Origin of the sequence: Planosporangium thailandense, assembly GCF_011947195.1 — a bacterium.
GTDB lineage: Bacteria > Actinomycetota > Actinomycetes > Mycobacteriales > Micromonosporaceae > Planosporangium > Planosporangium thailandense.
The window spans coordinates 40384-53137 of the sequence record NZ_JAATVY010000003.1 but is presented as its reverse complement, the minus strand read 5'-3'; the positions used below and the strand labels follow the sequence as shown (position 1 = coordinate 53137).

Annotated in this window: 11 protein-coding genes; 1 reads left to right on the top strand and 10 read right to left on the bottom strand. The window is 71.1% G+C overall.

The features are described from left to right. The 6 genes from HC031_RS05585 to HC031_RS05560 all read right to left on the bottom strand — a co-directional run bounded on the left by HC031_RS05585 (position 1) and on the right by HC031_RS05560 (position 6398). Positions 1–585 carry an Rv0361 family membrane protein gene (locus HC031_RS05585; protein ID WP_167924106.1) on the bottom strand — a complete coding sequence of 195 codons (585 nt, stop codon included), beginning with the start codon at positions 583–585 and terminating at the stop codon, positions 1–3. Between the two features lie 111 nt (positions 586–696). Further along, complete coding sequence (locus tag HC031_RS05580; RefSeq protein ID WP_167924105.1) at positions 697–2367, bottom strand: enoyl-CoA hydratase-related protein; 1671 nt, start codon at positions 2365–2367, stop codon at positions 697–699. A 244-nt stretch (positions 2368–2611) separates the two neighbouring features. Beyond that, positions 2612–3229 (bottom strand): GTP cyclohydrolase I FolE, encoded by a 618-nt coding sequence (gene folE, locus HC031_RS05575; RefSeq protein WP_167924438.1) that lies wholly within the window; start codon positions 3227–3229, stop codon positions 2612–2614. 86 nt (positions 3230–3315) lie between these two features. After that, positions 3316–5346, bottom strand: a complete 2031-nt coding sequence (gene ftsH / locus HC031_RS05570) for an ATP-dependent zinc metalloprotease FtsH (RefSeq protein ID WP_167924104.1) — start codon at positions 5344–5346, stop codon at positions 3316–3318. Positions 5347–5600: 254 nt separating this feature from the next. Further along, entirely contained in the window at positions 5601–6173 is a 573-nt protein-coding gene (gene hpt, locus HC031_RS05565; RefSeq protein ID WP_167924103.1) for a hypoxanthine phosphoribosyltransferase, read from the bottom strand. A gap of 84 nt (positions 6174–6257) precedes the next feature. Then, positions 6258–6398 carry a hypothetical protein gene (locus HC031_RS05560; RefSeq protein ID WP_167924102.1) on the bottom strand — a complete coding sequence of 47 codons (141 nt, stop codon included), beginning with the start codon at positions 6396–6398 and terminating at the stop codon, positions 6258–6260. Between the two features lie 141 nt (positions 6399–6539). Here HC031_RS05560 and HC031_RS05555 point away from each other — a divergent pair, with 141 nt between their 5' ends. Further along, the gene (locus HC031_RS05555; RefSeq protein ID WP_167924101.1) at positions 6540–7496 is read left to right on the top strand and encodes a GlxA family transcriptional regulator; all 957 of its coding nucleotides are present in this window, start codon (positions 6540–6542) and stop codon (positions 7494–7496) included. A gap of 9 nt (positions 7497–7505) precedes the next feature. Here the strand turns inward: HC031_RS05555 and HC031_RS05550 are convergent, their stop codons facing one another. The 4 genes from HC031_RS05550 to dacB all read right to left on the bottom strand — a co-directional run bounded on the left by HC031_RS05550 (position 7506) and on the right by dacB (position 12734). Beyond that, the gene (locus HC031_RS05550) at positions 7506–9158 is read right to left on the bottom strand and encodes a gamma-glutamyltransferase family protein (RefSeq protein ID WP_167924100.1); all 1653 of its coding nucleotides are present in this window, start codon (positions 9156–9158) and stop codon (positions 7506–7508) included. A gap of 9 nt (positions 9159–9167) precedes the next feature. Further along, positions 9168–10154, bottom strand: a complete 987-nt coding sequence (gene tilS / locus HC031_RS05545; protein WP_167924099.1) for a tRNA lysidine(34) synthetase TilS — start codon at positions 10152–10154, stop codon at positions 9168–9170. 4 nt (positions 10155–10158) lie between these two features. Next, positions 10159–11241 (bottom strand): zinc-dependent metalloprotease, encoded by a 1083-nt coding sequence (locus HC031_RS05540; protein ID WP_167924098.1) that lies wholly within the window; start codon positions 11239–11241, stop codon positions 10159–10161. Between the two features lie 80 nt (positions 11242–11321). Beyond that, the gene (gene dacB / locus HC031_RS05535; RefSeq protein WP_167924097.1) at positions 11322–12734 is read right to left on the bottom strand and encodes a D-alanyl-D-alanine carboxypeptidase/D-alanyl-D-alanine endopeptidase; all 1413 of its coding nucleotides are present in this window, start codon (positions 12732–12734) and stop codon (positions 11322–11324) included. Positions 12735–12754: the final 20 nt, after the last annotated feature.

The window sequence follows — 12754 nt, the reverse complement described above, 5'->3', positions numbered from 1 at the left end:
TCAGTCGGTCCTGCGTGCGTCGCAAACCCGCCAACCTGAGCGGTGGGAGACCGCGAACTGCCAATGCTGGATTTCCTCTTGCGGATTACCCTGAATCGTCGTATTGAGCCGCACGACGCCATTCACAGTGGCCGAATCACCGGCAGTTGACGCCTTCAGCGATTCCCAGCTCACTGCGATATGGACGCCGAACTGCCGCTCCTTCTGCTGGACGTCGTGAAGGAGACTCTGCGCCTCGCTGATTGACTCGGGGGCTTTACAGGTGAACAGCCGGGCTCGACCATCGTCGCGGGCAATGAAGGTCGCGTTCAGGTACTGGTCCACCGCCACGGTTGGAGTGCTGCGGTCAGGCTCGCTGACCTGCCGGTACCAGAAGAAGCCCACACCCGCGCCACCCACACACAGCGCACCGAGCGCGCCGAGCACAACGGCCAGGACGATGCCGACCGTACGCCCACGGCGACGTGGGGATCGCACTTCCGATGCGGTCCCCGGTTCGGTGGACGCGGCAGCCGGAGCATCGGGCGTGTCACCGCCGATCTCCGGCCGGTATGACGGCTCGGGCGGCTTCGGCGCGTCGCTCACGGACCGAGCCTATCGACAAACCGCACTGGTTTCACCGCCTCTGAGTCGGCCACCGCGGAAACGAGCGCTGAGCCGGCGGGGAGTGGACCACCCGCTCCCCGCCGGTACCGGCTACGCCGCGGCGATCGCGAGTTGGCGGTGCGGGGCGAGCTTCGCCGGCGTACTGTCCGGCTTCTCCTTGTAGATGAAGCGGTGCCGGGCGGCCGCGAACCCGTTCCGGTCGTTGAACATGTCGCTGGCCATCTCGGCCAGTTCTCTGATCTCGTAGTAGGACAGCGGTCTGGTCGCCGTCCGGACCCGCTCGGCCTTTGCCTCCAATGTGGACCGCCATGGGCGGGCGTCGCTCTGCTCGACGGCGATGTCGTGCAGCCAGCCGGCGAACTCCTCCGGCTCCCGTGGCCCGACCTCGTCGATCAAACCGATCGAGCGCGCCTGTACCGCGTCCACGGGTAGACGTTGGCTGGTCAGCCGTGCGGCCATGTCGGCGCCCACCCGCAGCGGCAGCGTGTACGTATGCAGTTCGGAGCCGAACAGCCCCATGTCGTAGTACGGATTGAGCACGACACCGGCGCGGGCGACCAGGACATCGGCCCCGAGCCCCAGCATCGCCCCGCCGGCGCCGGCGTTTCCGGCGTACGCGGAGATGACGGTCTGGTTGGACGCGGTGATGATGCGCCGGCAGACCGCATTGATCTCCCGGATGTTGGCCCACGCTTCGCCGGCCGGGTCCGCGGCGGCCTCGATGACGCCCAGGTGGATCCCGTTGCTGTAAACGGAGTCGTCGCTGCGGACCACGAGTACCCGCGTGTCCTGGCTCAACGCGTACCGCAGGCCGGCGGCGAGGTGCCGGCACTGCCGGGTGGACATCGCGCCGTTGTAAAAACAGAACGTCAGGACGCCGATGTCGTCCTGACGTTCGTATCTGACCTGCTGGTACGGCCCTGTCTTCGCCCTGGGTATCCCGCGAAGCCTGCCCCGCAGCACCATCGTCGCGGGTAGTTTGACCCCGCCCGGTCTCTTCAGATGGCCGAGCCAGACGCTGCCGCGTCCGGTACCGACAAGCACGGAACCCTCGTGGTGGGCGAGCACCTCGCCGGGTCGTCCAGCCCGGTCCCCTGGGTAGGCGTCGAAGGCGTTGACCGCAACGCCGGCGACCTCCGTCCGTACCCCGGGGAAGCCGTCGGCGGCACGGATACGCCGCACGATGATCTCCGGGTCGTCGTCCCAGCCGAACGCCCGGTCCTCCAGGCGCAGGAGGGGTTCGAACCCCGTGCCGGGTACCGGCCTGGGCGCGGCGACGAGCGGTGTCGGCGAGAACGCCGGGTCGGCCGCTTTGTCGACGACTTCGCGTACGCACTCCAGCGCCGCGTCCGCGACCGGACCGTTGTAGAGGACCGACTTGCGGGGCGCTTCGGCGGGCATCGGGAAGGTACGGGTGGCCCAGATCGGGCCGGCGTCCATTTCTTCCACGGCCTGGAGCGCGGTGACGCCCCACACGGGTACGCCCTTCATGATCGCGTGGTCCAGTGAGGACGGGCCACGGTCGCCGACCGGGCCGGGGTGGATGATGATGGTTCGCCAGGCCTGCCAGATTCGGGCCGGGACGCGTTGCTTGAGGAAGGTGCAGAGTACGAGATCCGGTTTGGCGGCTTCGACGCCGCTGATCATGGTGGATTCGTCGACGGCCAGTTCGACACCTACGTCGTGGCCGGATTCGCGGAGAGCACACCAGGTACGTTGCGTGAGGCCGTTGAAGCTCGACACGAGCAGCAGGATCTTCATCCGCATTCCTCCCCGAACTACGGAAACAAGCCAGCACCGACAATGTGCCGATCAACAGTGGGAAACCCCGCGCATCACCCCCAAACGTCGAGGCGCTTCGATTCAGCCGGTGGGTAGCTTTCCACACCCGTACCGGATCAAGGCCGTACTGCCGGGTCGCGGTTGCGCTAACCGGCAACAAGAAAGATCTTGGGGAGTTTGACACCGTATTCGGCGTCAAACTCCCCAAGATTGAAAATCGGAGTCAGCGCTGCAGGATCAGGCTCATCGCCTCGGCGCGGGTCTTCGCGTCGTCGCGGAGCAGCCCGCGAACGGCGGACGTGATGGTGCGCGAGCCGCCCTTCTGGACGCCGCGCATCGCCATGCACATGTGCTCGCACTCCAGCACCGCGATCACACCACGCGGTTCGAGCTGCTTCATCAGAAGCTCGGCGATCTGGGTCGTGAGCCGCTCCTGCACCTGCGGCCGCCGGGCGTACACCTCGACCAGCCGGGCCAGCTTCGACAGACCGGTGATCCGCCCATCCGCCCCCGGGATGTAGCCGATGTGGGCCACCCCGTGGAACGGCAGCAGGTGGTGCTCGCAGAGGCTCATCACCTCGATGTCACGGACGAGCACCATTTCTTCGTGATTGGCTTCGAAGGTCGTGGTGAGCACCTGGGCCGGGTCGACCCGCAGCCCGGCGAACAGCTCGGCGTACGCCCGCGCGACCCGGGCCGGCGTGCGCTTGAGGCCGTCCCGATCCGGGTCCTCGCCGACCGCGAGCAAGATCTCCCGGACAGCTGCCTCGATCCGCGGCAGGTCGACAGCCTTTTCCACGCTCGTACCACCCAGCCGCCCGTTGACGAGACGGGCGGCCAGGTAGTCGAGCGATTCGTCGTAATCGACCGAGCTGTCGGACTCGGGCTCAGTGCAGCTGCCCGACGGCGTCGGGCCCGATACGGTGGTCAGTTCGTGCCATCCCCGTTCGATCTATCGGCCGAGAATGGGGAATCCCCACCGGCGGCGCCCGCGCGCGCCTCCTCGGAGTCGTCCCCACCCGTCACGGCCGGCTTGCGCAGGGCGTCCAGCTCGGTGGTCGGCACGGCCGGGAAATCCCGGTGGCGGCGCTTGCCGTTGCCGCTGTACGGGGCCATCGGCGGCCGCTTGACCACGCGGGCGCAGATCCGAGCCATGTCCGTCTGGGAGATCGTTTCCTTCTCCATCAGCTCTTCGACGATGCTGTCGAGAACGTCCCGGTACTCGACCAGGATCTCCCACGCCTCGTCGTGCGCCAGTTCGATCAGCCCGCGGACCTCGGCGTCGATGTCGGCGGCGACCTTCTCCGAGTAGTTGCGCTCGTGGCCCATGGTGCGGCCGAGGAACGGCTCGCCGTCGTTCTGCCCGTACTTCACGGCACCCAGCCGCGAGCTCATGCCGTACTCGGTGACCATCGCGTGGGCGACGCTCGTCGCCTTCTCGATGTCGTTGCCCGCGCCGGTGGTCGGCTCGTGGAAGACGAGCTCCTCGGCGGCCCGGCCGCCCAGCGCGTACGCCAGGGTGTCGATCAGCTCGGACCTGGTCTGGGTGTACTTGTCCTCGGTCGGCAGCACCAGCGTGTGGCCCAGCGACCGGCCGCGGGACAGGATCGTCACCTTGTGCACCGGCGCGGCGTGCGGAAGCGCCCAGGCGACCAGGGCGTGACCGCCCTCGTGGTAGGCGGTGACCTTCTTCTCGTGCTCGCTCATCACGCGGGTACGGCGCTCGGGGCCGGCAATGACGCGGTCGATCGCCTCTTCGAGCAGGTCGTTGCTGATCGCCCGCTTGTCCAGCCGGGCGGCGAGCAGGGCCGCTTCGTTGATGACGTTGGCCAGGTCGGCGCCGGTGAAGCCGGGGGTACGCCGGGCGACCGAGTCGAGGTCGACGTCGGGAGCGAACGGCTTGCCCTTGGCGTGCACCCGCAGGATCGCCTTGCGGCCCTCCATGTCCGGGCGGTCGACCGCGATCTGCCGGTCGAAACGGCCGGGGCGCAGCAGCGCCGGGTCGAGGATGTCGGGCCGGTTGGTGGCGGCGATCAGGATGACCCCGCCCTTGGTGTCGAAGCCGTCCATCTCGACGAGCAGCTGGTTGAGGGTCTGCTCGCGCTCGTCGTGACCACCGCCGAGGCCGGCGCCACGGTGGCGGCCGACCGCGTCGATCTCGTCGACGAAGACGATCGCCGGGGCGTTGGTCTTGGCCTGCTCGAACAGGTCGCGGACCCGGGAGGCGCCGACACCGACGAACATCTCGACGAAGTCCGACCCGGAGATCGAGTAGAACGGCACGCCCGCCTCGCCGGCGACAGCACGGGCCAGCAGCGTCTTACCGGTGCCGGGCGGGCCGTAGAGCAGAACGCCCTTCGGGATCTTCGCGCCGAGCGCCTGGTACTTCGCCGGAGCCTGGAGGAAGTCCTTGATCTCGTGCAGCTCCTCGACCGCCTCGTCGGCGCCCGCCACGTCGGCGAACGTCGTCTTGGGCGTGTCCTTGGAGATCAGCTTCGCCTTGGACTTGCCGAAGTTGAGAACGCGCGAGCCACCGCCCTGCATCTGCGACATGAACAGCAGCAGGAGGACGACGAGCACGCCGATCGGCAGCAGGTTGAACAGCAGGCCGACAACGACGCTGTCCTTGGTCACCTTGGTGTCCCAGCTAGCGATCTTGTCCTGGGACTTCAGGGTGTTCAGCTCGTTGTAGATGGTGCCCATGGCGAGGGCGGGAACCTGCGCCTGGATCTTGTCGGTGTTGTCGACCTTCTGCTTCAGGTCCAGGTCGATGGTCTGTTCCTTGTCCTCGACCAGGACCTTCTTCACGTTGCCCGACTGCAGCTCGGCGAGAGCCCGAGCGGTGTCGACCTTCTTGTAGGTGGCCCCACCGGTGAAGAGTGTGCTCGCCGCAATGGCACCGAGGATCACAATGATGAACCAGACCACTGGCCGGCGGAAGAAACGGGTCCGTTCCATATCGTTGTCGGGCGCGGTGCGGCGCCCGGCACCTCCTGATCCCAGAAGACAGTGCTCACGCCGGGTCGGTATCGACGCGAGGCCGCGCCCGCCACATCAGCGGGACGCTGGTTATTCGACGGTACACCGTGTTAGCAAGCGACGCGGACGAGCACCGTCTCCGCCGGAGAGGTGGTGGGCCGTTCCCTAACCACCGAATCCGGGTTGAAACCAGTTACCTGCGGAGAATTGCGGCGCAAGTCCGAAATGCCGGTTCAGCTCTGGGCGTACACGCTCTTGCGCAGCACCCCGACGTAGGGCACTTCGCGGTACCGCTCGCTGTAGTCCAGCCCGTACCCGACGACGAACTCGTTCGGGATGTCGAAGCCGACGTACTTGACGGGGACCGTCACCTTGACCGCATCCGGCTTGCGCAGGAGCGCCACCACCTCGACGGAGGCCGCCCGCCGACTCTGGAGGTACTTCATCAGCCAGGACAGGGTGAGTCCGGAGTCGACGATGTCCTCCACGACGATGACGTGGCGGCCCGCGATGTCGCTGTCGAGGTCTTTGAGGATGCGCACGACCCCGGACGAGGTCGTGCCCTGGCCGTACGACGAGACGGCCATGAACTCCATCTCCACCGGCGGCCCATGCCGGCCCAGTGCGCGAGCGAAGTCTGCCATGAACATCACGGCACCCTTCAGCACGCCCACCAGTAGCACGGAGTCCGCCGTCGCGTAGTCGGCGGCCACCTGTTTGGCGAGCTCGTCGACCTTGTCGCGAATCTGATCCTCACCGACGATCACCCGGTCGATGTCGGCGGCATGCCAGTTGCCCTCGGCCATGGCGACCAGCCTGCCGCATGCCCGGAAGCCGGCCGAAGCCGGGGTACCACGTAAGCGGACCGACCGCACCGGTCACGCATACCGTCACATAGAGGAACCGGGCGGCTGCCGTCGGCCGTCGACCGTCGCGGCCCAGTCGGCGCCGTCGCGGCTGTCGACCGTCAGGCCCGCGGCCGCGGCGACGGCGAGGAGAAGCAGAAAAGCAAGCAGTACGAGCAGGCTCATGGCGGCCAACACCTTCCATCCGTGGTCTTGGCCGGTGCGCACCGGAGTTATCAGAAGCTTCCCTCGCCGTACGCAGGCCCGACAGTGGCAGAAAAGCCATAGTGCATCGATTTCCTGCCACTACTCGGGTACGCTGACCGCATGCTGAACCGGGTCGCGGTGATCGTGCTCGACGGCGTCGCGCCGTTCGAGCTGGGTGTGCTCTGCGAGGTCTTCGGCACCGACCGGACCGCCGACGGCTTCCCCGGCTACGTGTTCGACACGTGCTCGCCCGACGGCGCGCCGGTGCGCACCCCCTCGGGGTGGCTACTGACCCCCACCGCCGATCTCGGCCCGGTCGACCGGGCCGACCTGGTCGCCGTGCCCGCCCACCCGGTCGGAACCGCCGCGCCGCCGCCGGTGACCGCCGCGCTCCGGCGGGCCGCCGACCGGGGCGCATACGTGCTGTCGGTCTGCTCCGGCGCCTTCCTGCTCGCGGAGGCGGGGCTGCTGGACGGCCGGCGCGCCACGACCCACTGGCGGTTCGCCGACGAGCTCGCCCGGCGCCACCCCAGGGCCCGGATCGACCCGAACGTGCTCTACGTGGCCGAGGACAACATCCTCACCAGCGCCGGTACGGCGGCCGGCATCGACCTGTGCCTGCATCTGGTCCGCCAGGAGCACGGCGCGGGAGTCGCTACGGCGCTGGCCCGGCGCATGGTCGTGCCACCGCACCGCGACGGCGGCCAGGCGCAGTACGTGGAGGCGCCGCTACCGCGTACCGCCGACGCACCGACCCTGGAGCCGCTGCTGTCGTGGTTGGTCACGACGCTCGACGCCGACCACACGATCGAGTCGTTGGCCGCCCGGGCGCACATGTCCACGCGTACGTTCGCCCGCCGCTTCCGGGCCGAGACCGGCGCCACCCCACACGACTGGCTGACCACCCAGCGGGTGCTGCTCGCGCGCCGACTGCTGGAGGACACCGACCTCGGCGTGGACGCGATCGCCACCCGGGCCGGCTTCGGCACCGCCGCGATGCTGCGCCACCACTTCGTCCGCCGGGTCGGCGCCACGCCCCAGGCATACCGGACGACCTTCCGGGACCGGGCCGCCTAGTACTGCCCCTCAGTACCCCACGGCCTGGCCGTCGGCGCGCGGCTCGCTGCCGGCCACGTAGCCGGCGCCGTCGGGCAGCCGCCAGATCGCCTGGCCGAACCCGAAGCCGACCGGGTCGGCCACGGTCACCTCGTGGCCGCGCCGACGCAGCCCGTCGACCGCCGCCCGGCCCTCGTCGTCGGCGACCATCCCCGGCTCGACGCGCACCTCGGTACCGGTGTGCCAGTACCAGCGGGGCCGGCCGAGGGCCTCCTGCGGATCCAGGTGGTCGTCAACGCATCCGAGCACCACCTGTACGTGCCCCTGCGGCTGCATGTGCCCGCCCATCACCCCGAACGGGCCCACCGCCGCGCCCTCGCGGGTAAGGAAGCCCGGAATGATCGTGTGGAACGGCCGCTTGCCCGGCGCGGCGATGTTGGGGTGCCCGGCCTCGAGCGCGAAGCCGGCGCCCCGGTTCTGCAGGGTGAACCCGGTGCCCGGCACCACGACGTGGGAGCCGAACCCCATGTAGTTGGACTGGATGAGGCTGACCATCATGCCGTCGGCGTCGGCAGTGCACAGGTAGACGGTGCCGCCGCGCAGCGGCTCACCGGGCGGTGGCACCGACGCGCGCTCGGAGATCAGGGCGCGCCGCCGCGCCGCGTACGCCTTGTCGAGCAGCGCGCCGACCGGTGCGGGTGCGACGTCGGGGTCGGCCACGTACGCGTGCGCGTCCGCGAAGCCGAGCTTCATCGCCTCGATCTGCCGGTGCAGCCGCTCCTCCAGTGACGCGCCGGCCGGGTCGTACCCTTCGAGAGAGTTGAGCGCCAGCAGCGCCGCGATGCCCTGGCCGTTGGGCGGGATCTCCCACACGTCGTACCCGCGGTAGCTCGTCGAGATCGGCTCCACCCAGGTCGAGGTGTGCTTGGCCAGGTCCTCGGCGGTGAGCAGGCCGCCGGTGGCCGCCGCGAAGCGGTCGATCGCCGCCGCGATCTCACCTGCGTAGAACGCCTCCGCGCGGCTGTCGGCGATCAGCCCCAGCGTGCGGGCGGCATCCGGGTTGCGCCAGCGCTCCCCCGCCCGGGGCGCCCGACCGCCGGGCGCGAACACGCGCGACCATTCGGCGAACTCGGGGCCGTGCAGGCCCGCGTGCAGCAGCCGGACCGCCCGGTCCCAGCCGGCGGCCACCGTCGGCGAAACCGGGTACCCGTGCTCGGCGTACGCGATCGCATCGGTGAACAGGTCCGCGAACGGCAGGGCGCCGAACCGCTCGTGCAGGTCGCGCCAGCCGGCCGGCGCACCGGGCACGGTCACCGGCAGCCAGCCCCGCTCGGGTACGACCTCGGCCGCGACGGCCTGCGCGCCGCCGAGCGCCGAGGACGGGACGGCGCCGGCGCTCCGCGCGCGGATCACCTCCGGGGTGAACGCGGCCGGCGAGCGCCCGGAGGCGTTCAACCCGTGCAGTTCTCGCCCGTCCCATACCAGGGCGAACAGGTCGCTGCCGATGTCGTTGGAGCCGGGCTGCACCACGGTCAGCGCGATGGCCGTGGCGATCGCCGCGTCGACCGCGTTGCCGCCGCGGCGCAGCACCGCGAGCCCCGCGGCGGCAGCTAACGGCTGGCTGGTGGCGACGGCGCCCCGCGGCGCGTACACCGGTTTGCGACCCTGATGCGGCAAGGGCATACCAGCACCCTAGTCCGGCAACGGCACCAGTCGCCCGGCAAGCCGGGACACCCGCCGCCCACCGGGGAGCGCCACCGGCCCCTGGCCGTGCCACCGGGTGATCAGCGCGTCGAGCGCGTCGACGTGGCGGGCGGACAGCGCCGATCCGCTCGCGCCGAGCTGGCGGGCCCAGGCGTGCAGCACCCGGGTACGCAGTGCCGCCGGCCGTCCGGCCAGGACCTCCACCCGCAAGGCCCCCTCACCGTCGGCCGCCTCGGCGGCCAGGTCGGCGGCGAGCGCGTCGAGCACTGCGGTGTCGGCGGCCGCGAGCGACGCGGCGCGGGCGAGGTTGCCCACCAGCCCCGGGCCGAGCGCCTCGGTGAGCGCCGGTAGGAGCGCCCTTACCCGGGCTCGGGCGTACGAGGGGTCGGTGTTGTGCGGGTCCCGCCACGGTTCGAGCCCGAGCGCCTCGCACGCGGCGGCCGTGTCCGCCCGCGGTACGTCGAGCAGGGGCCGCAGCAGCAGTACGCCGGAGACCTCGCGGCGGGCGGGCATCGCGGCCAGCCCCCGCGGGCCGGCGCCGCGCGCCAACGCCAGCAGTACGGTCTCGGCCTGGTCATCGCGGGTGTGGCCGAGCAGGATCGCGCGGGCACCGGTACGGCGCGCGACGTCGATCAGAGCGTCGTAGCGCGCCTCGCGGGCCGCCGCCTCGGGACCTCCCGGTCTCCCACCCACCTCGACCCGCGTCGTCACCACGGGACTGAGATCCAAGGTTTTTCCCCACTTCGCCACGGCCTCGGCGCGGTCGGCGGAGCCCGGCTGAAGCTGGTGGTCGACCGTGACGAGGCCGCAGCGCAGCCGCTGCCGGGGCGCGACGAACGCGGCGGCGGCAGCGAGCGCCAGCGAGTCGGCGCCGCCCGAGCAGGCGACCAGGACCAGTGATCCCGACGGGAGGCAGGCCAGCGCCCGGCGGACGGCGACCCGCAGCGCGGCTACGGGCGGCGCGAGCGCGGCCATCCGATCACGAACCGGAGTCGGCGCCGGTGTCGGTGCCGGATTCGGCGCGGATGCGGGAGATCCAGGCGTCCGGGTCGGTCAGCTCGGACAGCCGCGGCAGGGTGAGCGGGGATTCCCAGACCCGGTTGAACTCGGCCATCCCGACCCGGTCCACCACGGAATGGACGAACTTGCGCCCCTCGGCGTACTGGCGCAGCTTCACCTCGATACCGAGGAGCCTGCGCAGCACCCGCTCCACCGGGTTGGCCGCCTCCCGGCGCTGGTTGAACTTGCTACGGATGGCCTCGACCGACGGCACCACCCGGGGCCCGACGCCGTCCATCACGAACTCGGCGTGGCCCTCCAGCAGCGTCATCAGCGCGGTCAGCCGGTCGAGCACCCGCCGCTGGGCCGGCGTCTGCACCAGGTCGAGCACAGAGGCCCGGCTCTCCGGGTCGCGCACCGACTCCGACAGCGCCGAAACCGCGTTGCGCAGCCGCTCCAGCAGCTGCTCGCGGTCGAGCTGCGCGGCGTCGATGAACGCCTGCACCTCCCCGAGGAAGTGCCCGCGCAGCCACGGTACGGCCGTGAACTGGGTGCGGTGGGTGACCTCGTGCAGGCAGACCCACAGCCGGAAGTCGCGCGGGTCGGCGCCGAGCTTGCGCTCCACGTCGACGATGTTGGGCGCGACGAGCAGCAACTGCCCCGGATCGGCGGAGAAGACCTCGTACTGCCCCAGCACCCGGCCGGACAGGTAGGCGAGCACGGTGCCGGCCTGTACGCCGGTGACCCGGCCGCCGATGGCGGTGGCGAGCGGTCCCGGCGGGCGGCCGTCGATGAGCCGCTCGGCCAGCGGGGTCACCACCTGCTTCAGCCCGTCGATGTTGGTCGCCGCCCAGTCGCGCCGGTCGACCACCCGTACGCCCGGGTCAGGCCCCACCGGGCGCAGCCCGGTGTACTCGAGGACGTGGCCGGCGGCCTCGTCGGTGAGCTTCCGCAGGTCGGCGACGACCTCGAGAGCCTCGTCGTAGGACACCTGTGGACCGGTGCGGCCCAGCGTCGCGGCGGTCGCCGCGGCCAGGTCCCAGTCGACGAACTGCTGCGCCATGTCCACCACCGTACCCGTGCCGCGCCCGTCGCGATCCCGTCCGACGGGGCGGCTTCTGTCGGCCGCGGCAGGCGCGCAGGTCAGTGGCAGCCGCAGCCCGCGAGGGCCGCCGCCACCCGGTCGAGGGCCTGCTGCGGCGGCGAAGGGATGCCGCCGAGGTTCGGTGACGCATCCGCGATCACGGCGAACACCAGGAGCCGGCCGTCGGCGTCGACGACCGTGCCGGCGATCGAGTTGAGCCCGCTCAGGCTGCCGGTCTTGGCGCGGACCAGGCCGGCCGCCGCGGCTCCGTTGGTCGGTTTGCGGTACCGGTCGCGCAGCGTCCCGGAGTAACCGCCGACCGGCATGCCGGAGAAGACCACGCGCAGCTGCGGGTGCGTCGGCTTGACCGCGAGCAGCAGCGCGCCGGCCAGCAGCGTCGGGGTGACCCGGTCGTTGCGGGAGAGCCCGCTGCCGTCGCTCAGCACCAGCTTGTCGACGGGCAGCCCCAGCTCGCCGAGGACGGCGCGCATCGCGGTCGCGGCACCTTCGAAGGTGGCCGGCTGGCTGCGGGCCAGTGCCACCTGCCGGGCCAGGCACTCGGCGATGACGTTGTCACTTTCGACGAGCATCAGCTCGACCAGCCGCTCGAGCGGCGGTGACTCGACCACCCCGAGCTGGGCCGCGCCGGTCGGAGCGGTGCCCGCGGTGACCGCGCTGGCGGGCAGCCCGAGCGCGGCGGCGAACGCCTGCCCGGCGGCGAGGTCCGGCGCGGCCGCGCGCGGGCTGGGGCCGTGCGGGCTGGTCGGCGCGGACCGTCCGCCGTCGATCATCAGCGAGCTGATCACGGAGGAGTTTCCGCTGGAGATGATGTCGCTGTCCCAGCCGGGGCCGGTGGTCGCCGGGCCGAACAGCGAGGCGTCGATGATGACCCGGGTCGGTGCGGTGCCGCCGAGCGCCTTCTTGACCTGCGCCGCCAGCTCGTCGAGCCGGGCCGCCTCGGCGAAGGTACGCCGCTCGCCCCCGGCGAGCGTGGGGTCACCGCCGCCGACCAGCACCACCTCGCCGGGGTTGGCGCCGGCCACCGCCCGGGTGGCCAGCCGGTACGCCGGGCCGCGCGCGGTGAGGACGGCCTCCGCGGTCAGTAGCTTCAGGGTCGAGGCGGGCAGGGCCGCGGTGTCCGGGTTCTCGGCGAACAGTTGCGCGCCGGTCACGGCGTCGGCGACGTACGCGTCGAGATGGCCGCCGAGCACGGGATCGCGCAGCAGCGGGGCCAGGCTGGCGGCGACCGCAGCCGGGTCGGGCGCGGCGGCGGCGCTGCCGGCGCCGGCGAGAACCGGGGGGGCCGGAACGGCCGGTGCGCCGGCGTGCCACGTGCGGCTCGGTGCGCCGATCAGCTGCGCTCCGGCGTCAGGGGCGAACGCCGCGGTGCCGGCGGCGGCCAACACGGCGGAGAGCAGGCATACCACGGTAACGATCAAGCGTCGCAGCAGTTGTGGTCTTTGCCTCGCCATCGCACCCTCCCCTCCACTTG